This is a genomic window from Streptomyces sp. NPDC005784, assembly GCF_042871525.1.
Classification (GTDB): Bacteria; Actinomycetota; Actinomycetes; order Streptomycetales; family Streptomycetaceae; genus Streptomyces.
The window spans coordinates 113,180-136,443 of record NZ_JBIAIQ010000026.1 but is presented as its reverse complement, the minus strand read 5'-3'; the positions used below and the strand labels follow the sequence as shown (position 1 = coordinate 136,443).

Genomic DNA, 23,264 nt, shown 5'->3' with positions numbered 1-23,264 from the left:
CCAGCGAATATTTGCTTGGTGGCGCCACTTCTTCCTCGTTTCCTGTTCAGGACAACCCTATTGGGTCCCTGTCCGGAAACTTCGTGGCCCCTCAGATCATGAGCGGTATGCAATGTCACTCACCGGCGGTGCCCTGGCTGCCAGGCATACCGCGACATCTGCCCCGCGCTCGTAGGATTGATTGTGGCCTCCTCTCTACACCAGGCCAGCGCCCCTCGTCATCAAGTTCGTTCCGGCGGGCCGCTGCCTGCGCGGGCCGGCCGAAATGCAGCACGGGACGCTGCGAGGCTTCATCTCTCGCTGCATGTGGGCGGAGGTCTCCCGCACCACATGTGGGCGGAGGTCCCCCAGATGCCGGCCGACCGCTCGGACCTCCGTGCTCTCTCAACCGGTGTGAAGGATCCGAATGCGATCGGGTTCCGCCGGATCTCGATCAACGACTTGGACTGGCGTCCAGGCCCATTGCCAAACGCTGATGCCTGGCATGCGGGAGAACCGGATCTGCCCGCGAGTGCCTTCGACTGCAACGCGCGGCCAAGATGGGGCCGTCCGCGCCCGGTCCTCGCCGTGAGAACGCAGCACTTCGGCGAGCACGGTGACCGTGTCGTAGCCCTCGAAGGCGACGAAGGAGGGCGCTTCGGCCAGCCGCTCGCGGAGCGCCGTCTCAACTCGTACACCGAGTGGGTTCAGGCGCTCGGGCAGGTAGCGCAAGAACGAGATCCCGGCACTGTCCTCGCCCAGCAACCTCGCCCATTCGGCGAACTCCGGTTGCCCGGCCGGAGCACCGATCAGGATCTCGGCGAGGCGCCGGTCACGGCGGACGGACCTGACGATCGACACCGCCGGCTCCGGGTTGCCAACCAGAAGTAGGAGGGCTGTCGCGCGATGCTCGACCAGTTCGTCGCACACGGCCGTGGGGGCGAGCGCGCGCATGTCGAGTTCGGTGACCGTGCCGCCGCGTGGAGTGAGGCAATCCCGCAGAATGCGTGCCCCGGATGCCCAGTAGACACTCGACTCGACTGCTACGGCGATTCGATCGTGGCCCGCGCCGAGGACGAAGTCCGCGTAGATCTGCCAGCCGTGGGACTGCGCCGGGGCGAGGCGCGCGACCCATTCCGTCGGCTGATCGGTGAGCGCGTCGAGAACCGCCGACGAGCAGAGGAACGGCAGGCCAAGGGCGTCGGCCCTGGCGGCAGCGGCGCGAGCGACGACGCTGTGGTACTCCCCCGCCAAGGCAGCCACACCCAGGCGAGCCAACTCGTCCACGGCCGCCGCGGCCCTCTGTGGATCGGCCGCGGTGTCTCGGACCACCAGTTCGAGTGGCCTTCCGGCGATCCCGCCGGCGTCATTGACTTCGCGAGCAGCCAATTCGAGTCCGGCGAGCAGGTGTCGGCCTGCCTCGACCCAGCCAGGCCGAGTCAGTGGAACGAGAACGCCGATCTGAACGGATGACCCGTCAGTCCGCCCCGCTCCAGGCGGTGTTGGTGGCACATTCACGTGGTGGCGTCTCCCGTGTGACGATCCGATGGCAGTGTGCCCGGATCGCAGAGTGGCAAGGCCCGGCAGTACGCGCTCACTCCGTTCACTCGCCGACGGGACATCCGCCCGGGCCGGCGACGCGTACCCGTACGCGGCGCGCCACCTGCGCTTCGCGAGACGCTTTCAGTTCCATGGGACGGCAAAAGGCAAAGGCAAGGAGAGATCTCTCCTTGCCGCTCTCAACGTATAGCGCGCCGGGGGGCTTGCCGCAAGCCCCGGGTCATCGCGCAGAATCGTCGGCCGATGCCACAACCTGCGGAAATGAGGGCACGACGTGCCTGTGTCGCCAGAGGGAAGGCAACCTAAGGATGAGGACGTGCTCGACAAGAGGTTCGGCAGAGTTGGAGGCGCCGGTGATTCGATCGGTCACCGCAGCGCGACGGAGCACGGCCGCCTCGGGGGCGCCGCGATGACCGAGCAGTACGTGTTGGATCTTCAAGACGTTGACGAGACGCAGGTCGCGGTCGTTGGCGGCAAGGGCGCGCACCTGGGCGGGCTGTCGCGACTCGAAGGCATCCGGGTGCCGGGCGGCTTCTGCGTGACGACGGACGCCTTCCGGCGGATCATGGCGGAAACGCCGTCGATCGACGATCGGCTCGATCAGTTGGCGCGCCTGAACCCCGACGACCGGGAGGCGATCCGCACGCTCAGCGCGCAGATTCGCCGGACCATCGAAGGGATTGCCGTCCCGGGCGATCTCGCGGCGGCGATCACACGCGCGCTCGCCCGGATCGGCGAGCAAGCCGCCTACGCCGTTCGATCCAGCGCAACGGCAGAGGACCTGCCGACGGCCTCCTTTGCCGGCCAGCAGGACACGTACCTGAACGTCGTGGGGCCGACGGCGATCCTCCAGCACGTCGGCCGGTGCTGGGCGTCGCTGTTCACCGAGCGGGCGGTGACCTACCGTCAGCGGAACGGCATCGACCACCGTACGGTCCACATGGCCGTGGTCGTGCAGCAGATGGTCTTCCCGCATGCGGCCGGCATCCTGTTCACCGCCGACCCCGTCACGGGCAACCGGAAGGTCGCCACCGTGGACGCCGGCTTCGGCCTCGGCGAGGCCCTGGTCTCCGGCCTGGTGAACCCGGACGTCTTCAAGGTGCGGCGCGGTGCAGTCGTCGCCAAGGCGATCGCCGCCAAACAGCGTGCCGTTCACGCCCTGCCGGCCGGTGGTACGCAGGAAGTGGCGATCGACCCGCAGCGGCAGGAGCAGCCGGCGCTGACGGATGCGCAGGTCGTGCGGCTCGTGCAGCTCGGGCGGCGGATCGAAGCGCACTTCGGCCGCCCGCAGGACATCGAATGGTGCCTGGTCGATGATGACTTCCGGATCGTTCAGAGTCGGCCGATCACGACGCTGTTCCTCATCCCCGAGACCGACGACCAGGAGAATCACGTCTACGTCTCCGTCGGTCATCAGCAGATGATGACCGACCCCATGAAGCCTCTGGGGTTCTCCATGTGGCAGCTGACAGCCATGGCGTCGATGCACGAAGCCGGCGGGAGACTGTTCGTCGACGTCACCCGTCGCCTGGCCTCGCCCGCGAGCCGCGCCGCCCTCCTGGACGTCATGGGGAGAGGCGATCCGTTGGTCAGGGACGCTCTGGAGACCGTCCTCGACCACGACGATTTCGTCCCGTCGCTCCCGGACGCAGGTCCCGCCGGGCCGCCGGTCGGCCGTGCCGCCACCCCGATCGAGACCGATCCCGCCATCGTCACCGAACTGATCGAGCGTAGTCAGGCGTCCATCGCCGCCCTGGAGCGAGACATCCGGACGAAGGCCGGCCCGGCGCTGTTCGACTTCCTGCTGGAGGCCTTCCAGGAGCACAAGCGAGTCCTCAGTGATCCGCTGAGCATGCAGGCGATCATGGCGGGAATGGAGGCCACGTGGTGGCTCAACGACAAGCTGCAGGAGTGGCTGGGCGAGAAGAACGCGGCTGACACGCTCACGCTGTCCGCCCCCGACAACATCACCTCGGAGATGGGACTGGCGCTGCTCGACGTCGCGGACGTGATCCGTCCGCAGCCGAAGGTCGTGGCGTTCCTGCAGGACGTCGAGGACGAGGGCTTCCTGGACGAGCTGGCGAAGCTCGTGGGCGGGGCCGAAGCGCGCGACGCCATCGAGGCCTACCTCGACCGGTACGGCATGCGCTGCGTCGGCGAGATCGACATCACGAGGCCGCGTTGGCGCGAGCGCCCCACCACGCTCGTACCCGTGATCCTCGACAACGTCAGGAACTTCGAGCCGGGCGCCGCCGAACGGCGTTTCGAGCAAGGGCGGCAGAAAGCGCGGGAGAAGGAACAGGACGTGCTGTCACGCTTGCGGGCCCTGCCGGACGGGGACCGGAAAGCCGACGAGACCAAGCGGATGATCGACCGGGTCCGCACCTTCATCGGGTACCGGGAGTACCCGAAGTACGGCATCATCAGGCGCTACTTCGTCTACAAGCAGGCCCTGTTGGAGGAGGCCGAGCGCCTCGTGCAGGCCAACGTCCTTCCTGAGCAGGAGGACATCTTCTACCTCACGTTCCAGGAGCTCCACGCCGCCGTGCGCTCGAACCAGGTGGATGGCCAGCTCATCCAGCAGCGCAAGGACGCGTTCCGCTCGTACCACGCGCTCACACCGCCCCGGGTGCTCACATCGGATGGTGAGGCCGTCACGGGGGCGTACCGGCGCGACGACGTGCCGGCCGGCGCCCTGATCGGCCTGGCGGTCTCCGCCGGGACCATCGAGGGAAGGGCCCGCGTCATCCTCGACATGGCGGAGGCCGATCTCGAAGCGGGCGACATCCTGGTCACGACCTTCACGGACCCCAGCTGGTCACCGCTGTTCGTCGGAATCGCGGGCCTGGTCACGGAGGTGGGCGGCCTGATGACCCATGGCGCGGTGATCGCCCGGGAGTACGGCTTGCCGGCCGTCGTGGGCGTGGAGCGGGCCACCCGGCTGATCCGGGACGGGCAGCGGATCCGCGTGCACGGAACCGACGGGTACGTCGAGATCCTGCCGTGACCGACCACGCCGAGAACCCCGTCCGTAGCCTCCGACCAAACAACGCCAGGCAGTTGAGGACCACCCCAAAGATCTGAACAACCGGGCAGACAACAAGTTCGAGGAGGACTGTCGAATCCGGGCCGGCCGTTCGACGTAGGGGTGTGAGGCAACAGCAACCGCAAGGAGAGACAGCCACCATGGCTCAGTACGCGATCCTGATCTACACGAAGGTCCACGTCGACGAGGCCGAAGCAATTCCCGGGGCGCGGGAGGCCCATGACCGCCACTTCGAGGACATGGTGGAGTCCGGGGCCCTGGTCGCGGCGTTCGCGCTGCAGCCCGCCGCCGACACGGCGACCTCTATCCACGGCGACGTGGTGACGGACGGCCCCTTCATTGATGCCAAGGAGGTCATCGCCGGCTTCGCAGTCATCGAGGCGCCCGACCTGGACGCCGCCCTGAAGATCGCCCGTGCCAATCCCGCCACCCAGCAGGGCGGCGGTGTCGAAGTGCGCCCCGTGGAAGGCGGCTTCATCGCGGATGGATCCGCTACGGCATGACGCCCACGGCAGACGTCGAGTCGGCGGTCGCGGACGCGCACCGTCGCGGGTGGGCCCAGGTGCTCGCCGCGACGGCACGTGTCGCACGCGACCTGGACCTGGCCGAGGAATGCGTGCAGGAGGCGTACGCCGCCGCCCTGGCGAGCTGGGCCCGCGACGGGGTCCCGGACAAACCGACGGCCTGGCTCACCACCGCGGCCAAGCGCCGCGCGATGGACGCGGTGCGACGCGAGCAGACGTTCCGCTCGAAACTCCCGCTGCTGGTACAGCCCGAGGAGACGGAGCTTGAGGTGGCGATCGACGAACCGTCCGCCGTCGAGCCCGAACACGTAGTACCGGACGAGCGATTGCGACTGATCTTCATGTGCTGCCATCCGGCGTTGGCGCAGGAGGCGCAGTTGGCACTCACGTTGCGACTGGTGTGCGGTGTGGCGACCACCGATATCGCACGGGCGCTTCTGGTTTCGGAGCCGACGATGGCCGCCCGGATGACCCGGGCGAAGAAGAAGATCTCGGCCGCGCGGATCCCCTTCCGGCTCCCGGGAGCGGGTGAACTGCCGGACCGGCTGCGCGCGGTGCTCGGCGTGATCCATCTGCTGTTCACCACCGGGCACACCGCACCGTCCGGCGCGTCGCTGGTGCGTACGGACCTGGTGGACCAGTCGCTGCGGCTGGCCCGGATGCTGCGGGAGTCGATGCCCGACGAGCGGGAGGTGCGGGGGCTGCTCGCACTGCTGCTGGTCACCGACGCCCGGCGCGCCACCCGGGTCGACGCCGACGGTCGCCTCCTGCGGCTGGAGGACCAGGATCGATCGCTCTGGGACCGCTCAGCGATGGCCGAGGCGCACGACCTGATCGTGGACGGGCTGCGCGGCGGGCGACCGGGCCGCTATCTCCTGCAGGCTGCCATCGCCTCGCTCTACGCCGAGGCGTCGTCCTACGACCTTACGGACTGGCCGCAGATCGTGACCTTGTACGACGAGTTGCTGTCGGTGTGGCCCTCACCGGTGGTGGCGTTGAACCGCACAGTGGCGGTGTCGATGGTCTCCGGTCCCGCCCAGGCGCTGGCAGACGTCGTGGAGTTGGAGAAGGGCGGCCGACTTGCGAAATACCAGTACCTACCGGCGATCAAGGCGGACCTGCTGCGTCGGCTGGGCCGCTCGGAGGAGGCCTCGATCGCCTACCGCCGGGCGCTGGAGCTGACCGAAAACGACGCCGAGCGCGAGTTCCTGGCAGAACGCCTCGCCGGTCCGCGTCGGGCATAGGTACCGGTACGCATCGGGCACAAGTACCGGGCTCTCGCCCGCTCGCTGCCGGGTCGGTGGTTTGATCGTCCCTCGTCGGCATTGATTTGATGCGCAACGTTCCAACGGCGTGTTGCCTCATTCGAGAGAAGGGTGCGGAGGTTGCTGGCGAGACGGTCCCTGGGGCGGCAGTTCGGCTGGCTGTGGGCGGCATATGCGGTCAGCACCTACGGGTCCGGGCTGGGGTTCGGGGCGTTCCCGCTGATCGCCGTGCTGGCGTTGCATGCCGGCCCCGCCGAGGTGTCCGCCTTGTCCGCGGTGGGACCCGCGGTAGGCGCACTGATCGCGCTGCCGCTCGCGCCGTGGGTGGAGTTCCGGCGCAAGCGCCCGGTCATGATCGCGATGGACCTGACCCGGTTTGCGGTCATGGCGACGATCCCGGTCGCCTACGCCTTCGGCTGGCTCGGTTTTGTCCAGCTGCTCGTTGTCTCGACCGTGGTCGCCGCAGCCAAGATCGCCTTCAACGCGGCCGGCGGCGCCTACCTCAAGACCCTCGTCGGGCCGGATGACCTGCTCGTGAGCTGGCCATCATCATCAACATGAGCCTGTACACCCCCGTGCTCGCCACCTACCGGCTCGAACACACCCCCAACCATCTCGTCGCCCGCACCCTGTCGGCCTGGTCGATAGGCCAGCAGGCGTCCATCGCCGTCTTCACCGCGCTCGGCGGGCTGCTCGCCGACGCCACCAGCCCACGCACCGCTCTCACGGTCGCGGGACTGCTCATCCTCACCAGCCCGCTGCTACTGCCACGCCGCCGGCGTCCCGCGTCCGAAGCGGACCGTGAACCGGCGACACCCGCCTCAGGCCCGCAGCAACCGATCCCAGGCACTACGCCGGCACAGCCATGACCGCAAGATCGTCAGACTCGTCGGCGCGGGCAAGCGCCCCTCGGTCCCCCCGCTCCACCGGGCGCTCGCCGAAGCCGACATCATCGCGGGCGGAGGCCTACCACCGGAGCGCCACACCTTCGACGAGGTCACGCGAAGAAGCCTGGCCTGTCGCGTACGCCCGATCGAGCCCCTGCCCGACCCGGGGCGGGCTGCCGCCCTGGGGGACGAATGTCGCGCCCGCAGGCGCACCACACTCGGAATGTCCCGGCGGGCACTTCAATTTCGGGCTCGTCCCATGGCATCGGCCCAGCCTTGTCAGGGCTGGGCCGCGACTACTTCAGTGACGGTCGGCACTCACCCGCAGGAGTTGGCGTGGTTGAAGTCCAGGACCACGCGCTCGGGGCTGTGCAGCTTGTAGACCTTGTATGTGGGCTTGGTCTGGAACGCGGTTGCGAAGTTGACCACCCCTTCGAAGTCTCCGGTCAGGGCGAGACCCTTCAGTTTGGGCAACTGGATCTTCACCAGTCGGGGACCCTGGTAGACCGACTTGCCCGCAGCGTCGTGCGCGACCGCGGGAGAGAGCCTGATGTCCAGGAAGTACTTCCCGGCGAGTGGGACCTTTTTCCCGGAAGGGTCGTAGCGAGGCGTCGTCACCGGCTTCACGGTGACGGCCGGGGCGCTGCCCCGTACGTCGATGACGAGCCGGTCGAACGTGCAGTGCCCGGCCCACCGGGCGTTGACGATGCGCGCGGGCGGCGAAATCTTCGCAGCTGCCTTCGGCTGCGTGACCGCGGAGGCGGGGACCGTGGCTCCGGCGGCGGTGAGAAGGACGCCCGCGACAATGGCTGCACGGGATGGGTGATGTTGCATGACGCCCCCAGATGCTCTGGTGAAGGGGACCGATGGTTTCACTATGGGAGACATGTTCGAGATCCGAATGGTTGCACGGCCAGGGCCTTGTTGTCCCGCCCTTCGGACGGCCTGTGCCCGGGGCCTGCTCAAAGCCTGGACTCCTCGATTCGACTGCCGTTCCTGAGGCCGACCCGCCGCGTCGGATCGTGCCGCCCCTGACGGGGGTGGTGAGCCGCGGTCGTACCTGCGCGGGCGATCGGATGCTGTCGGCCGCCCCGCCGTCCGGGAGGGCGGCGAATCCTTCGGATGCGGCCGTCGGGGGTCCCGCCGGTATCGCCGGTGAGGGTTCGCCTCGTTGGTCATGCGGCGCCGGGCGGGCGTAAGCGGCCCGTTCGGTCAGGTGTTGGCGTGCAGCAGTGCGGCCCCGAGTGGTGTGAGCGTGTGGACAACCGTGTTGCGGTGACGGGTGGAGACGATCAGGTTGGCCTCGCGCAGGATGTACGTGTGCTGACTGGCGGTGGGGGCTGTGGTGCCGGTGCGGCGGGCGAGCTCGGTGGTCGTGCAGCCGTCTTCGACGGCGCGCAGGGCGCTGGCCCGGGTGGTGCCGAGCAGGGCCGCGAGACTGCCGGATCCGGGGCGGGCGGCTGGGTCGGCGCACCAGCCGGGCCGGTGGGCGACGGGGTAGACCAGGACCGGGGGAAGTTCGGTGTCGATGAGGGTGACCGGGGTGCGCCAGCAGAACACCGAGGGCACGAGGAGCAGGCCGCGCCCGTCGAGGTGGAGGTCGCGGTCCACCGGATAGGGCGCAGTCAGCACCGACGGGGTCCAGTCCAGGGTGGGGCGCAGACTGTGCAGGAGTCCGTCGACGCCGTGGCGGAGCAGGGCGCGGCTGCGGGCGGTGCGGTCGGCGTCGACCAGCGCCTGGATCCGTGGCCAGTAGGGGCCGAGGGCTGCGTGGTAGTAGCGGTGCAGGGCGTTGCCGAGGCCGGTGAGCGCGGTGCGGGCGCTGTCGGCCAGCGGGCGGGCCCAGGTCGGCGCCGCGGGAAGGACTGCCAGATCCTGGCGTAACCGCCGGGCCGGGGTGGCGCGTACCGCCTCGATCCCGTCGTCCAGGTCCGTGGTCGCTCTGACGGGGGTCAGGAAGTCCGGGAAGTCCCCGGTGCGGGGCGCCAGATAGCGGATCAGCCGGGCGTCCTGGCGGGGCAGGCGGTCCCTCAGCCGGCTCCTGGCGCCCGCCCGCCACGGGTCGAAGACCGCCCGGCCCGCGGTGCCGTCCAGCAGGGTCGCGCTCAGCACGATCTCCCACATCGGGTCGGGCCCCTGCGCTATCCGTATCCGCGCGAGGTCTTCCGCCGTGAAGTGCACCCTGAGCCCCATGGTCCCCCCTGCACAACGAGGTCTCGCCCTCATTCTCGCCCCCCTCACGCACCTCTGAGCTGTGCTTTTCAGCCGTACTCGAAGTCCCACGCCGAGGATCTCGGCGTGGGACGGCGTCGCTTGCAGGCACATCACATGTCGTCACGGGGGGGAAACGCATGAAAGCAAACGAGAAGGTCGTCGCCGTCGTCGCGGTCGGCGCCGTCGCGGCGGCACTGTTCACCGGGGTCGTCGCGGCCACGTCGGCCCAGGCGGCCGCGTACACCTACGTCAGCGGGCTGACTCCGTCCGGATACACCGTCACCAAGGTCCTGGACACAGCCAACCACTCCACCGCCGACCCGAGCCCGGCGCCCTTGCTATGCCCTGCGGAGCACCCCTCGGGTTCAGGGTTTCCAGGTGCGCAGGAAGGTGGCGATCCGGGCGGCAGTGCAGCGCGGGTTGTTCAACTCGTGGGCGAGCGCGGTGAGCTGTTCGCGTGTGGGATTGACCGGAATGTTGCTGGCCTCGAGGTACATGACGGCGACGGCGCAGGCGACGGTGAGGTTGGAACGCTCCAGCCAGCGGCAGCGGCCCAGGTTGTGGACCAGGGCAGCGGCGCGGGCGTAGGCGCCGTCGTAAACGGGTGTGTCGAGGAGTTCGCCGCGATGGCGGGCGACGGCGGCGATGGGCACGCCGTAGTCGTCGGCGGCCGGGTCGCGGTGCCCGGCCCGCTCCGCCACTTCGAGGATCCAGGATTCGTCGACGTGCAGGATCACGCTGCGGCACCCGGCCGCGGATCGGCGTACGGAGCGTCGAGCTGCCGCTCCAGATCGTCGAGGAACGCACCGTGCTCATCGATGAGCCGCTGGGCGGCCGTCATGCCGGCGGCTCGGGCGCCGGTGGTGTCCTCGATGATGAGGCGCTCCACGTACTTGTTGAAGTCCAGCCGACGGGCGGCCGCGGCGGCCTTGCCGGCCGCGAGCACGTCCTCTTCCAGCCGGACCTGCGTCTGCTTCTTCGTGGAATTCACACCCCCATGGTAGCAGGGTGGTAGCAGGCGGGGGCCGGAACAGACGGCTTGAGCACCCCCGCCGCCCGGTCGACGATCAACCCGCCTTCTCGGATCATCGCCGTCGCGCTGCTCCGCTGACAGCTCACCGAAGTTCGGCGGAGTGGGCGGCAACCCCATGACCACGCCCCCAGTGCGCTCGGGCCGACCGCTTGCGCGAGTCATTGACATGACCCTGCCTTGTGGCTAGCTTCACGAAGCGTTCTCTCGTCTGCGCCCCCAGGTGCTCGCGGCCCCGGGGCCCCGTCAATGCGTCGCATCGCCGGCCGCCCCGTCTCGGCGATGAGACAACGTTGTCAATCTCCGCCATCACACCCAAGCGAGCGCCGCTCTCCCTGCGCGAAGACAACGTTGTCAAGCTCCGTCCCGCCCTCGAGTAGAGGAGAAACCCCCCGTGCTGACACGACTGTCGAGACCTCCCGGAACCACCGCGATCGGCTTACTTGCGGTTGCGGCACTGGCCGCCGCCGGGCTGTGCACACCTGCGTGGGCAGCCGACAAGGCTGCGTTCGTCACGTCGCCGGCCACCGTGGTCAACCCGTTCATCGGGACGTCGAACCAGGCTGACGACTTCCCTGGGGCCGACGTGCCGTTCGGCATGGTGCAGTGGAGCCCGGACACGCCGTCGCGTCCCTCCGGCGGCGGTTACGAGTACAACGACTCGTCCATCACCGGCTTCAGCCTCACCCACATCGCCGGACCCGGCTGCGGTGCGGCCGGCGACATACCCGTGCTGCCCACAGTCGGTACCGTGAACACCGGTGCGACGGACGCGTTCTCGCATTCCAACGAGTCGGCGTCCGCGGGCTCGTACAAGGTCGCCCTCAACAACCAGGTGACCACCGAGCTGACCACCACGACGCGCAGCGGTATGGCGCGCTTCACGTTCCCCTCGAGCAGCCAGGCCAACCTGATCTTCAAACTCACCGGAAGCCAGAACGGCGCCACCTCGACGCAGTTCACCAAGGTCTCGAACACCGAGGTGAGCGGCCAGGTCACCAGCGGCCACTTCTGCGGCGCGGGGAACACGTACAGCGTGTACTTCGACATGGTCTTCGACCAGCCGTTCGCCTCGCAAGGCACCTCGATCGCGAAGACGTCGGCCGCCACCCCGGCGAAGCCGCGCACGGCGTCCAAGAACGCCGCCGAGAAGCCCAACAAGCCGGTGCTTCACGGCAAGACCCCCACCGCGACGGCCCCGAAGGCCGCCAACGGCAGCGCCTCGCCGAACGCTGCCGCCTCGAACGGCTACGTCACCTTCAACACCACCACCAACCCGGTGGTGCAGGCCAAGGTCGGCATCTCCTACGTCTCGATCGCGAACGCGACGGCCAACCGGACCGCGGAGAACACCGGTTGGGACTTCGACGCGACGCGCACCGCCGCGCAGAACGCCTGGAACAGCGCGCTCGGCAAAATACAGATCGCCGGCGGGACAGCCGCACAGCAACAGAGCTTCTACACGGCGCTCTACCACTCGCTGTTGCACCCGAACGTCATCAGCGACACCAACGGCCAGTACTACGGCTTCGACGGCAAAACACACACCGTGGACACCGGCCACAGAGCGGCATACGCCAACTACTCCGGCTGGGACATCTACCGCTCTCAAGCCCAACTCGAAGGGTTGCTCGCCCCCCAGGTCGCCTCGGACACAGCGCAATCAATGGTCGACGACTACGCCCAGACCGGGCTCTTCCCCAAGTGGTCCGAGAACAACGGCGAGTCCTATGTCATGGTGGGCGACCCGGCCGACGCCATCCTCGCCGACTACTACGCCTTCGGCGCCAAGGACTTCGACACAGCGACCGCCCTGGCCGACATGATCAAACAGGCCAGCGCGGCCAACAACGACCGACCGGGCCTCAACTACCTTGACTCACCCGGATACATGCCGCACGACGGCAGCTATGGCTGCTGCAACTTCTACGGCCCGGTCGCCACCACGCTGGAGTACAACACCGCCGACTTCGCAATCTCCGCGCTGGCCGGGGCACTTGGCGACACCAGCCACCAAAGGACGTACGCCAACCGCGCCCAAGGCTGGCGCAACATACTCAACCCGGCCTCCGGCTTCGTCGAACCGCGCAACGCCGGCGGTTCCTGGACCGGCGGCTTCGACCCCACCAGCGGCACCGACATGGTCGAAGCCGACTCCTGGATCTACACCGGGATGGTCCCGTTCAATGTCGGCGGCCTGGCGCACGCCAAGGGCGGCAACACGGCGATGAACCACTACCTGGACACCGTGTTGCGCAGCTACACCGGCGACAAGGGCTACGCGTGGGTCGGCAACGAACCCAGCATCGAACTGCCGTGGGAATACGACTACACCGGGCAGCCCTACAAGACACAGGGCACCGTCCGGGCGATCCAGGATCAGATCTGGGCGAACACTCCCGGCGGGCTGGCCGACGGCAACGACGATCTCGGCGCGATGAGTGCCTGGTACGTATGGTCCGCACTCGGCATGTACCCCGAGACCCCGGGCACCTCCGATCTCGCCCTGGGCTCCCCCCTGTTCACACAGGCCGTGGTCACTCTCCCGTCGGGCCAGACACTGACGATCAACGGCAACGGCGCCGCCGACAACGCCCCTTACGTACAGTCCGCAACGTGGAACGGCACCGCCTGGAACAACGCCTACGCCCCCACCACGGCAATCACCGCCGGCGGCACCCTGAACTACACCCTCGGCACCAGCGCCAACACCTCCTGGGCAACGGCAACTTCCGCGGCCCCGCCCTCGTACGCCGGTGACACCACGGCCCCGGCCTCGCCCCGTATCGGCGCCATCACCTCCGCAGTGGCCTCGAACCTGTGCGTGGACGACGCGAGTTCCGCCACCAGCGACGGCACCCACGTCCAGATCTGGAGCTGCAACAACACCTACGCCCAGGACTGGATCATCGCCGGCGACGGAACGGTCCGGACCCTCGGCAAATGCCTGGACGCCGACCACAGCGGAACCACCAACGGCACACTGATCCAGCTGTGGACATGCAACGGCAGCGGCGCCCAGCAATGGACCACGGGCGCCAACGGATCGCTCATCAACCCCCAGTCCAAACTGTGCCTGGACGACCCCAACTCCACGACCACGAACGGCACCCAACTCCAGCTCTACAGCTGCAACGGATCAGGCGCCCAGAACTGGAAACTGCCGACTTGAGCCACCGGCACCCGTAGCCCACAACACCACTGACAGGTCATCTCAATTGGCGAGCTTGCGGTAACGGATGAGGGCGCAGGCCATGCTCGCCGAGGCGAGGAAGTACGCGGCCTTGCACTCGTAGCGGCGGAGATCCGACGGACAGGGGCAGACCGTTCCGGTCCGTGACGAGGCGCATCTCCGCTCTACGATCCCCACCAGAACCGACAATGTACCCGGCCAATTGAGATGACCTGCGATGAACAAGCTCAGCGCCTGTCCTAGGTTCCTGCCCTGAGTAGCTTGACGTCCTCTGCACCGGCTCCGCGCCGAGGTGCCCGAGGACGCCGGGCAGGCCGGGCAGGCGCGGCGACGCGTCTACATGGCCGCGACGACCGCGATCAGCGACAGGTCTCCCGAGTAGCTGTCCTGTCGCGACAGCTTCAGCGAGCCCCGCCCATTCGCCCAGCCGTAGTCACCGACGATCCCCGACGGTGACCAAGTCGTCGGGGCTGATCTTGTCGGCCCGCGCACCTGTCATCGTTTCCGTACCCTGGGAACATGCGGATGCGCCCCACTCTGAGTTGGACCCCTGCCGACGACCTGCCGCCGGGCACCACGGATCTGGAGCCGGTCACCGACGCGCTGAGAACCGGCGGCGTGCTTGTGCTCAGCGGGGCCGGAATCTCCACGGAATCGGGCATCCCTGACTATCGGGGCCCGAGCGGGAGCCTCAGTCGGCACACCCCGATGACCTACCAGGACTTCACCGCAAGCGCCCAAGCCCGTCGGCGGTACTGGGCGCGCAGCCACCTCGGCTGGCGAACCTTCGGACGTGCCCGCCCCAACGACGGGCACCGGGCCGTGGCCGCGTACGGGCGGCACGGCCTGCTCTCGGGGGTCATCACCCAGAACGTCGACGGTCTGCACCAGGCCGTCGGCAGCGAGGGCGTCGTGGAACTCCACGGAGGCCTGGACCGGGTCGTCTGCCTGTCCTGCGGCGCCTCCAGCCCGCGCCGCGAGCTCGCCCGGCAGCTGGAGAAAGCCAATCCAGCCTTCGAGCCGGTGGCCGCCGCAATCAACCCGGACGGTGACGCCGACCTGACCGATGAACAGGTCGGGGACTTCCGCGTGGTTCCCTGCACGGCTTGCGGCGGCATCCTCAAACCGGACGTGGTGTTCTTCGGCGAAGCCGTTCCGCCGTCGCGGGTCGAGCACTGCCGCCGGCTGGTCCGTGAGGCGACTTCGCTGTTGGTACTGGGCTCCTCACTGACGGTGATGTTCGGGCTGCGCTTCGTCCGCCAGGCGGCCCAGGCCGGTAAGCCGGTGGTGATCGTCAACCGGGACCCGACCCGGGGCGACCAGCACGCCCTCGCCCGAGTCGCGCTCCCGCTGGGAACAGCCCTCACCGCCGTGGCCGACCGGCTGGACATCCCCCTCGACGAAGCAGCGGCCGATGTCTCACCGGCACCGGGCGGGCGTGGAGTGGGCCCATGAGTACCCCCGCGCTCGTGTGCCGCGGCTGCCCGATCAGCCCGCTGAGCGGGCCACCAGTGACATGACCGTCGCCTGGCGACCGCGAGCCTGTCTGTGCGAGGACTACGGTCATTACCGTTGGCATAAGCCTCGGAGTCAGGGCTTTTGCGTGCTTGCGGCGTGGGGATACCGCCGGGCGCGTGCCCAGGCGAGTTGCTCTGCCGCGCTGTTCAGCAGCGTGTCCAGGACGACGGGGTAGGCACTGTGCGTCATCCGTCCGGCCAGGAGCCGCGCAGTGGCCGCGATGTGCGGGTGGGTGTCGGCAGGCAAATCGGCGTAGGTGGAGTTCCACATCTCCTCGTCCGCTGCGCGGGCCTCGTCCGTCAGCGCCAGCGACCCGGCGTCCAGGGCCGCGAAGGCCAGAGTGAGATCGATGAACGCGTGGTAGACGACGACCGCGTCCGCGTCCGGGAAGCCCGCGGTGCGCAGGATGCCGAGGATCGCCTCGTCCACCGCGATCTCCCGCGGCCGGCCGGTGACGCGGCTGGCAGTCAGCACAGCGGCCTGGGGATGGGCGAGGTAGGAGGCGTGAATGGCCTGGCCGAGGGCCCGCAGGTCGGACCGCCACTCTCCGGTGGCCGTCCAGGTGTCCAGCGCCCGCCCCATCAACTCCTCGCCGATGGCCCTGGTCAGGTCGTCCAGACCGGCGAAGTAACGGTAGAGGGTGCTGGGGTCGGCTCCGAGGACCGCGCCCAGCCTGCGTGCCGTCAGTCCGGTGCTGCCGTGCTCTCGCAGCATCCGCAACGCCGTCTGCACGATCAGCTTCTCGGACAGCACCGTGCCCTGTCTCGTCGGCCGACGCCTGCGCCGTGCCGCCTCCGGCACCACTTGTTTCGCCACGCCAACTCTCCCTGCCGACCACTCACCGGTCCTTATGCCAACATTGTTGACCTTAACCCAGGACATCCCGTTGCATCTGTCCAGCCCCGGAGGCGTCCGTCTCCGGCAACGAAAGGTGTGTGACATGCGAGTACTTCTCGTGGGCGCGGGCGGTGTGGGCACGGCCGTCACGCGGATCGCGGCCCGTCGCGACTTCCTGACCCACATGGTCGTCGCGGACTACGACCTCGCACGCGCCGAGGCGGCCGTCGCGGCGCTCAAGGAACACGGGGACCGGTTCAGCGCGAGGCGCCTGGACGCCTCCGACGTGGACGCCGTACGTCAGGCACTCGTCGAAGAGAAGTGTGACGCCCTGCTCAACGCGACCGATCCGCGGTTCGTGATGCCGCTCTTCAACGCGGCCCTCGCGGCGGGCACGCACTATCTCGACATGGCGATGTCCCTGTCCGCACCGCACGCCACCCAGCCGTACGAGCGATGCGGCGTGAAGCTCGGCGACGCGCAGTTCGAGCAGGCCGGTCCGTGGGAGCGCTCCGGGCGGCTGGCCCTGGTCGGCATGGGGGTGGAGCCGGGCCTGTCGGACGTCTTCGCCCGGTACGCAGCCGACGAACTCTTCGACAAGATCGAAGAGATCGGCGTCCGCGACGGCGCCAACCTGACCGTCGAGGGCTACGACTTCGCCCCGTCCTTCAGCATCTGGACGACCATCGAGGAGTGCCTCAACCCCCCGGTGGTCTACGAGAAGGATCGCGGCTGGTTCACCACCGAACCCTTCAGCGAACCTGAGGTCTTCGACTTCCCCGAGGGCATCGGCCCGGTGGAGTGCGTCAACGTCGAGCACGAGGAGGTCCTGCTCATCCCCCGCTGGGTCGACGCCCGCCGGGTCACGTTCAAGTACGGCCTCGGCGACGACTTCATCGACAAGCTGAAGACCCTCCACGAGCTGGGTCTGGACGCCACCAAGAAGGTCACCGTCCCCTCGGAGAACGGGCCCGTGGCGGTCTCCCCGCGCGATGTGGTCGCCGCCTGCCTGCCCGACCCGGCAACGCTGGGCGACCGCATGACCGGCAAGACCTGCGCGGGCACCTGGGTCAAGGGCACCAAGGACGGCTCGGCTCGCGAGGTCTACCTCTACCACGTGGTCGACAACCAATGGTCGATGCGCGAGTACGGATCCCAGGCAGTGGTGTGGCAGACCGCCGTCAACCCTGTCATCGCCCTCGAACTCGTCGCGGGTGGAGCCTGGTCGGCCAGCGGTGTGCTCGGCCCGGAAGCCTTGCCGCCCCGCCCCTTCCTCGACCTGCTCACCGAGTACGGCTCTCCGTGGGGCCTGCGCGAGGAGGGCTGACGGCCGGCGGCAGGCCACGAGCCGGGGAGCGGCCGGACGGCTCCTCGGCCGAGGGCCCCGGTCACGGATCTCAACGCCGGTGATCAGTAGCGCTGGGTTGTTCGGTCAGAGATCGAACAGTGGGTGGTGCGCGCCCGAACCGGCTACGGCGACATCCTTGTCCGCCGTTCGTGACACATCGCAAGGCACCAGCCCCACGGAAACGTCACCGCCTGTGTGAAGACGTGGTCAGGCGGGCTGCCACAGCTCGACCCGATTGCCCTCGGGATCGATGACCCAGCCGAATCGACCGACACCCTCCATGTCCTGCGTCTCTTGCACCACTTCCGCTCCCTTGGCGCGCAATTGCGCGAGCATCGCATCCAGGTCGCGGACCCGGAAGTTGAGCATGGTCTGCTGGGCGCGGGACCCGAAGTACTCGCTCTCGGCTTCGAACGTCGCGAACACCGTCGGTCCGGCGCCCTGACGCCACAGACCGTTCTCATCGGCGTCCAGACCCAGGCAATCGCGATACCACGCGCCCAGAGAGACCGGGTCGGCGGCGCGCATGAAGTACCCACCGATTCCAAGCACACGTTCCATCCCGCTATCTTGCCAGGACGGTGATCGGGCGGGCCCGCACCACACCAACGCCCACTTCACACCCCGTCTCAATCGCGGGGGAGCGAGGGCGTCAATCTCCAGCCCGGCCTCACCCCGCAGGTCGTACCCCCGACAAGGCGGACCGCAACCCGACGAAGGAGTGGTGGACGTGGTCAATGCTCAGGATGGCGCTCCGGCAATCAGCCTGTCCAAGATGCAGTCGCAAGCCCCGGACCTGGTCAGTCTCTACAAGTCGGCAGGGTCCAGCGTGCGTGCGCACGGCCTTGAGGGAGTACGCGCCTCGGTCTACCTCGTGATGGATCGCTCCGGGTCGATGCGGCCGTACTACAAGGACGGCACCATGCAGCATCTTGGTGAGCAGGTCCTCTCGCTGTCCGCCCACCTTGATGACAACGGCACGGTACCTGTGGTGTTCTTCTCCACCGACGTCGACGGAACCACCGACCTCAAGCTCGGAGGTCACCGGGGCAGCATCAACAAACTCCACGAAAACCTCGGACACATGGGGCGCACGAGCTACCACTGGGCGATGGACGAGGTAATCCACCACTACACGGAATCCGGCAGCCGCTCCCCCGGCCTGGTGATCTTCCAAACCGATGGTGGGCCCTCCAGCAAGCTCGCCGCCGAACGCTACCTGTGCAAAGCCGCGCGGCTGCCGCTGTTCTGGCAGTTCATCGGCTTCGGTGACCCCGACGACAACGAGTTCGCCTTCCTCCGCAAGCTCGACGATCTGGCCGTACCCAGACATCGCGTCGTCGACAACGCGGGCTTCTTCCACGCAGGCCGTGATCCGCGCGCGGTGCCCGACGATCTGCTCTACGACCGGCTTCTACAAGAGTTCCCCAGCTGGCTGTTGTCTGCTCGTACGGCTCAAGTCCTGCGGTGAGAACCTGAACCGATCTGCCCCGCCGAGGGCAGCATGGCCCGGGGCGCCTGGCCGGTCTGCCCTGGCGAACGGGGCTGGCGAACGGGGCTGGGGCCATCGCCCGTGGCGGGTGCGGTATGAATTCTGGTGTGAACGATCAGACGCAGCCCGCGACCGTTCGCGTGTTCATCGCTCTTGCCCCGCCTGACCACGCGAAAGAAGAACTGGCCCGGGAGCTACGCCCCGCCTACGAGACACACCCTGACATGCGGTGGAACCGTATTGAGGACTGGCACATCACCCTGGCGTTCCTGGGAGAACTGCCGGTTGAGACCATTCCACTCCTGCGACCGGCACTCGCCGACCTCGCAGCGGACCACCAGCCACTCTGCTTGGCGCTGCGCGGCAGCGGTAGGTTCGACGACCGCGTGCTGTGGAGCGGAATCGACGGAGACCTCGATGCGCTGCACGAGCTGGCCGCCGATGTGCGTACCGTCGTCAAGAAATGCGGGGTCGCCTTCGAGGACCGGCCGCTTCGCCCTCATCTGACGTTGGCCCGTGCCCGCCGCGGAGACCGATCCTCCGCAGCGGAAATCGCCCAAGGGATCGCCGAATTCACCGGCCACCAGTGGGCCGCCGAACGTCTGCACCTGGTCGGCAGCAACTTCGGCCGCAGTAGCGGACCGATCCACTACCGCGACATCGAGGCTTGGACTCTCGGCAACGGGAAATCCACTCAATCCTGAACGAACCAACCGTTCCTGAGTCATCGTCACTACCCCGGGTCACCCGCAAGGACCGGTGAGCGCAGGCTTCTGCCCGCCCATCGGCAGGCGATGGACGGGCAGAGTTGTCGACGATACTCAGCGGGTGCGGACTGAGACCCCATGACCATCGGTCCGGCGAAGCACCTCAGCTCCTGGGCGGGTGCCTTCCTACTGGTAGGTGACGGTGATCGGGGCGTGCACGCTCTGGCGTGGGAGCGTGATGGTCAGAACCTTGGACGTGCTGTCCCAGTGGTACGCGTGCGGGGACAGTTGCATGCCGGCCGCCGATACCTGGGTGGGTGCGTGGGTCCCCAGGAGTGAGAGGGTCCACTGGCGGGTCTTCACCTGACCGGGGAAGGAACCCCGCACCGGCCGGATCGACACCGTGTGGTGCGGACCGTTCTGCCGGTACCGAATGGTCGTCGTGGCGCTTCGGCTCCTCTTTTTGGTCGTCCCGTTGTCCTCGTAGAGGTGGAACGACCCCGACGAACCGGTCGCGACGGTGAGCGTGACGTCGGTCAGGGGGTTTCGGTCGTTGCCGGACACGTTGTGGGTGCGGGTGGGCAGGATGCCGCCCGCCTTGATGAACACCGGCATCGAGTTCAGGTCGGTGGTCACGTCCTGGGTGCCGCCACCGGTGTAGGTCTCGCCGGTGAAGTAGTTGGTCCACTGGCCGGGCGGGAGCCATACCGAGGTGGTGGCAGAGGTGCCCGGCGTGGTCACCGGGGCGACCAGCATGTCGGAGCCGTAGAAGTACTCGCTGTTGGCGGCAGCGTAGGCCTGAGGCTCGTCGGGGTACTCCAGGTAGGTGGGGCGCACGATCGGCACGCCGGTGCGGTTCGCCTCCTCGGCGAGCGTGTAGGTGTAGGGCACCAGGTTCTCGCGGAGATTGAGGAACTTGTCGGCCGATTGGCGCGCCGCCGTGCCGTACTGCCAGGGCAGCCGGTCGCTGTGGTTGCTGTGCAGGCGGTCGATCGGCTGGAAGGCTCCGAACTGGACCCACCGGGCGTACAGGTCGTCGGGCAGTTTGTGCGTGGTGCGGCTCTGCCCGCCTTCGGTGTACGTCTCAGAACCGGTCAGCCCCGTCGTGTCGTTGTGGCCGCCGATGTCGTGGGTGATGGCCGCCATCCCGGTCGCGGCGGACTCCCCCGGGGTGTAACCGACCTCCAGTTTCAACGTGCCCCACGTCGAGGAGGTGTCGCCGGTGAAGTGGACGGTGCTGCGCTTGTCCGCCCACGGTCCGGTCGGCAGCCCCTGCTGGCCGCTGTACCCGGCCGCCTGCAACGAGCCGTACGCACGGGAGAGAACGAATCCGCGGCCGAGGGTCTTGGCGTCGGCGGTGGCGTACTGCTGGTTGATCCAGGCGTCCGGGGTCACGCCCGCCAGCGACGACTGCGATGCGTCGCAGCACCAGTCGAGCCACCAGAAGTCGTTGCCTTGCTGATCCATGGCCTGGTGCAGGTCCATATACGCCTTGAGCTGGTCCGGGTCGCCGAAGTCGAAGGTGTAGCAGTTGTTCTCGACGTTGGCGCCCGAGGCACAACCGCCCTTTGTCAGCTTGCCCTTGGCCGTGGCCTGCGACTGGGCGAACTGGGGATCGGAAGCGAGGATGCTGGGGTGCACATTGAGTGTGTTGTGCAGGCCCTGGGATGCCGACCAGTCGAAGAAGCCCTTGGGATCGGGGAACTTCGCGGGATCCATCTCCCAACCGCTCCAATTGTTCACGGCTTTGAAGTCCGTGTCGGTCACCAGGACGTCCAGCGGGGTGCCTTCGGCGCGGAACGCCGGGAGAATGGCGTTCCGGTAGTCCGCCGCGGTGCGATCGATGTACTCCGAGTACCAGACGCCATAAGCCCACTGCGGCAGCAGTGCGGGCGGTCCGGTCAGCGTGGCCAGATCGCTGAGTCCGTGCTTGTAGTCGTGTCCGTAGCCGAAGACGTAGCCGTCCTGGTAGGGCGCGCCGCCATGGTCGGGGCGGGGTGCTGCCTTCTGCGATGTGGTGTCGTACAGCGCTGACGGCGTGTCGTCCAGCAGATACCAACCGTCCTGGTTGAGCAGGCCGGGCGTGGTGGCGAGGGAGTCTTCGTTGCCGGTCACGCCGTCGAGGCCTCGGCGGTATCCGCCGAGGGCTATGTGCGGCGGGGGCGCGGCCGCCTCGGGGGCGGCCACCGAGACGGTGTCCGCGTTGATGTGACAGCTGGCCGGGCCGGGGCAGCCGAGGGTGATGTCGTCCGTACCTGCCGCAAGGGTGACGGGCACCGAGGCCGATTGCCAATCACCCCAGTCTGTTGTCGCGGGGAGCGACAAGGTGCTGTCGGTGCCCGCGGCGGAGACCATGGCGGTGCGCGCCTGGTGGAGGCCGTCGGCGCCGATGCCGTTGGCGTAGCGCACCCTGAGGGTGTAGACACCGTCGGCCGGCACGCCGACCACATGGGTCGTCAGGCTCGATCCCTGGTGGAGGTCGCCGACAAAGCCACTGCCGGCGTATCCCTTGTGATCGGTGGCGTTGACCGCTGTACCGCCGATGCGTCCGGCCTCCGCCTCACAGCTCACGCCGTACAGGCAGTCCGTGATCGCGGTGCTGGAGACGGGCGGGTATGTGTCGCCGGGCCGGACGAGCGCGACGCTGTCGACATTGACATTGCCGGAGTCCGCGGCGGTTCGGGTCAGGGCGAGCGTGTGGTGACCCGCGCCGAGCTGGACGTTCGCCGTGGTGACGTTCCACGTGTCCCAGTTCGCCGTGACCGGCAATGACACCGTCTGCTGCGCTCCGCCGTCCACGGACAGCGTCAAGGTGCGGGTCCGGGTCTGGCCGTCACCGCCGCGGGAGTTGGCGTACCGCAGGTCGAGCTCATAGGTCCCAGCGTCTTTGACATCGATGTCAGCGGACGCCGAGCTGCCAGTGCCTTGGAATCCCGCCGCGAAGCCCGTCCCGGTGTGCCCGGCGTGGTCGGAGGCTACGGAAAGCCCGTTGAGACGCAGATTCTCGGCCTCGCACAGTGCGCCGAGCGTGCAGGTCAGACGCTGCCAGGGCGCGGCGGTCACGGGAGTGGGTCCCGCCGCCGGCTGCACGGAAAGGTTCTGGGCATTGAACGGCCCGGAGTCGACCTTGTAGCGCAGGCTCATCGCACTCGTCCGTATGGTGAGCCAGCCGTTGGACGTCGTGGCACTGTAAGCGGCCGGCTCGAAGCCGTCGCGGCCGATGGCGTTGAACGTCGGTTCATCGGTGAACTTCCGGTCGCCCGCGTATTCCGTACGGATCAGCGTGGGCGAGAGGATCTCGAAGCGTGCGTCCCCCGACGAGAGGGTTGGGATTCGAAGGCTGTGCGCGCCATTGGCTGACGCCAAGTCCGCGCCTGTCAGAGTCATGGTGGCGGCCACCGCCAGGGCAGCGGCGACGCTCACCTGCTGCCGTGCGGATCTCAGCCGTCGCCTCTTTGAAGCAGTCCTCATGCGCAACATCCGTTCTGCTTGCTGTGGGGGAACCGTCTCCGGTATGCCGGTTGAGACCCGGAGTTGGGCTTCCCGCTTGCGGGCATTGTTCGGGCTGCGGCGTACCCCAGGAGCGCGGCGGTGCAGGATATGACCCTCCTCAGACCCCGCCCACAGAGATCAGCAGTTGGCATCAGAGCACGTCCACTCTCGC

Annotated in this window: 16 protein-coding genes and 1 pseudogene; 9 read left to right on the top strand and 8 right to left on the bottom strand. The window is 68.1% G+C overall.

The features are described from left to right. Positions 1 to 384: 384 nt before the first annotated feature. A complete protein-coding gene (locus ACFYR3_RS32040) occupies positions 385 to 1,497 on the bottom strand; it encodes an ABC transporter substrate-binding protein (protein ID WP_389285413.1) in 1,113 nt (370 codons plus the stop codon). Positions 1,498 to 1,948: 451 nt separating this feature from the next. On the opposite strand from ACFYR3_RS32040, the gene rph reads away from it, so the two are divergent. The 4 genes and pseudogenes from rph to ACFYR3_RS32020 all read left to right on the top strand — a co-directional run bounded on the left by rph (position 1,949) and on the right by ACFYR3_RS32020 (position 7,243). Then, positions 1,949 to 4,546 (top strand): rifamycin-inactivating phosphotransferase, encoded by a 2,598-nt coding sequence (gene rph, locus ACFYR3_RS32035; RefSeq protein ID WP_389285429.1) that lies wholly within the window; start codon positions 1,949 to 1,951, stop codon positions 4,544 to 4,546. Positions 4,547 to 4,725: 179 nt separating this feature from the next. Further along, positions 4,726 to 5,088, top strand: a complete 363-nt coding sequence (locus ACFYR3_RS32030) for a YciI family protein (protein ID WP_356780221.1) — start codon at positions 4,726 to 4,728, stop codon at positions 5,086 to 5,088. Next, complete coding sequence (locus ACFYR3_RS32025) at positions 5,085 to 6,353, top strand: RNA polymerase sigma factor (protein WP_389285411.1); 1,269 nt, start codon at positions 5,085 to 5,087, stop codon at positions 6,351 to 6,353. The genes ACFYR3_RS32030 and ACFYR3_RS32025 overlap by 4 nt, the downstream gene beginning before the upstream one ends. Before the next feature lie 141 nt (positions 6,354 to 6,494). Beyond that, positions 6,495 to 7,243, top strand: a pseudogene (locus tag ACFYR3_RS32020) (hypothetical protein). Positions 7,244 to 7,579: 336 nt separating this feature from the next. Here ACFYR3_RS32020 and ACFYR3_RS32015 read toward each other — a convergent pair. The 4 genes from ACFYR3_RS32015 to ACFYR3_RS32000 form a co-directional block, all read right to left on the bottom strand. Then, complete coding sequence (locus ACFYR3_RS32015; protein ID WP_389285409.1) at positions 7,580 to 8,095, bottom strand: hypothetical protein; 516 nt, start codon at positions 8,093 to 8,095, stop codon at positions 7,580 to 7,582. Positions 8,096 to 8,473: 378 nt separating this feature from the next. Beyond that, the gene (locus tag ACFYR3_RS32010; RefSeq protein ID WP_356780215.1) at positions 8,474 to 9,454 is read right to left on the bottom strand and encodes an ArsR family transcriptional regulator; all 981 of its coding nucleotides are present in this window, start codon (positions 9,452 to 9,454) and stop codon (positions 8,474 to 8,476) included. A 386-nt stretch (positions 9,455 to 9,840) separates the two neighbouring features. After that, a complete protein-coding gene (locus ACFYR3_RS32005; RefSeq protein WP_355855307.1) occupies positions 9,841 to 10,212 on the bottom strand; it encodes a fic family toxin-antitoxin system, toxin component in 372 nt (123 codons plus the stop codon). Further along, on the bottom strand, positions 10,209 to 10,466 hold the full coding sequence (locus ACFYR3_RS32000; RefSeq protein WP_355855310.1) for a hypothetical protein: 258 nt from the start codon (positions 10,464 to 10,466) through the stop codon (positions 10,209 to 10,211). The genes ACFYR3_RS32005 and ACFYR3_RS32000 overlap by 4 nt, the downstream gene beginning before the upstream one ends. A 433-nt stretch (positions 10,467 to 10,899) precedes the next feature. Here ACFYR3_RS32000 and ACFYR3_RS31995 point away from each other — a divergent pair, with 433 nt between their 5' ends. Both ACFYR3_RS31995 and ACFYR3_RS31990 read left to right on the top strand, forming a co-directional pair. After that, entirely contained in the window at positions 10,900 to 13,677 is a 2,778-nt protein-coding gene (locus ACFYR3_RS31995) for a lectin (RefSeq protein WP_389285406.1), read from the top strand. Positions 13,678 to 14,217: 540 nt separating this feature from the next. Beyond that, positions 14,218 to 15,153, top strand: coding sequence for an NAD-dependent protein deacetylase (locus ACFYR3_RS31990; protein WP_389285404.1), 936 nt, complete (start codon positions 14,218 to 14,220; stop codon positions 15,151 to 15,153). A 135-nt stretch (positions 15,154 to 15,288) separates the two neighbouring features. Here the strand turns inward: ACFYR3_RS31990 and ACFYR3_RS31985 are convergent, their stop codons facing one another. Beyond that, the gene (locus tag ACFYR3_RS31985) at positions 15,289 to 16,032 is read right to left on the bottom strand and encodes a TetR/AcrR family transcriptional regulator C-terminal domain-containing protein (RefSeq protein ID WP_355855322.1); all 744 of its coding nucleotides are present in this window, start codon (positions 16,030 to 16,032) and stop codon (positions 15,289 to 15,291) included. A gap of 124 nt (positions 16,033 to 16,156) precedes the next feature. On the opposite strand from ACFYR3_RS31985, the gene ACFYR3_RS31980 reads away from it, so the two are divergent. After that, positions 16,157 to 17,380, top strand: coding sequence for a saccharopine dehydrogenase C-terminal domain-containing protein (locus tag ACFYR3_RS31980; RefSeq protein WP_355855325.1), 1,224 nt, complete (start codon positions 16,157 to 16,159; stop codon positions 17,378 to 17,380). Positions 17,381 to 17,608: 228 nt separating this feature from the next. On the opposite strand, the gene ACFYR3_RS31975 is transcribed toward ACFYR3_RS31980, so the two are convergent. Continuing rightward, positions 17,609 to 17,962 (bottom strand): VOC family protein, encoded by a 354-nt coding sequence (locus ACFYR3_RS31975; protein WP_355855328.1) that lies wholly within the window; start codon positions 17,960 to 17,962, stop codon positions 17,609 to 17,611. 214 nt (positions 17,963 to 18,176) lie between these two features. On the opposite strand from ACFYR3_RS31975, the gene ACFYR3_RS31970 reads away from it, so the two are divergent. Beyond that, a complete protein-coding gene (locus ACFYR3_RS31970; protein ID WP_389285427.1) occupies positions 18,177 to 18,872 on the top strand; it encodes a VWA domain-containing protein in 696 nt (231 codons plus the stop codon). Positions 18,873 to 18,988: 116 nt separating this feature from the next. After that, complete coding sequence (gene thpR / locus ACFYR3_RS31965; RefSeq protein ID WP_389285401.1) at positions 18,989 to 19,597, top strand: RNA 2',3'-cyclic phosphodiesterase; 609 nt, start codon at positions 18,989 to 18,991, stop codon at positions 19,595 to 19,597. A 189-nt stretch (positions 19,598 to 19,786) separates the two neighbouring features. Here thpR and ACFYR3_RS31960 read toward each other — a convergent pair whose 3' ends face one another. Further along, positions 19,787 to 22,987, bottom strand: coding sequence for a TIM-barrel domain-containing protein (locus ACFYR3_RS31960; RefSeq protein ID WP_389285399.1), 3,201 nt, complete (start codon positions 22,985 to 22,987; stop codon positions 19,787 to 19,789). Between the last annotated feature and the right edge of the window lie 277 nt (positions 22,988 to 23,264).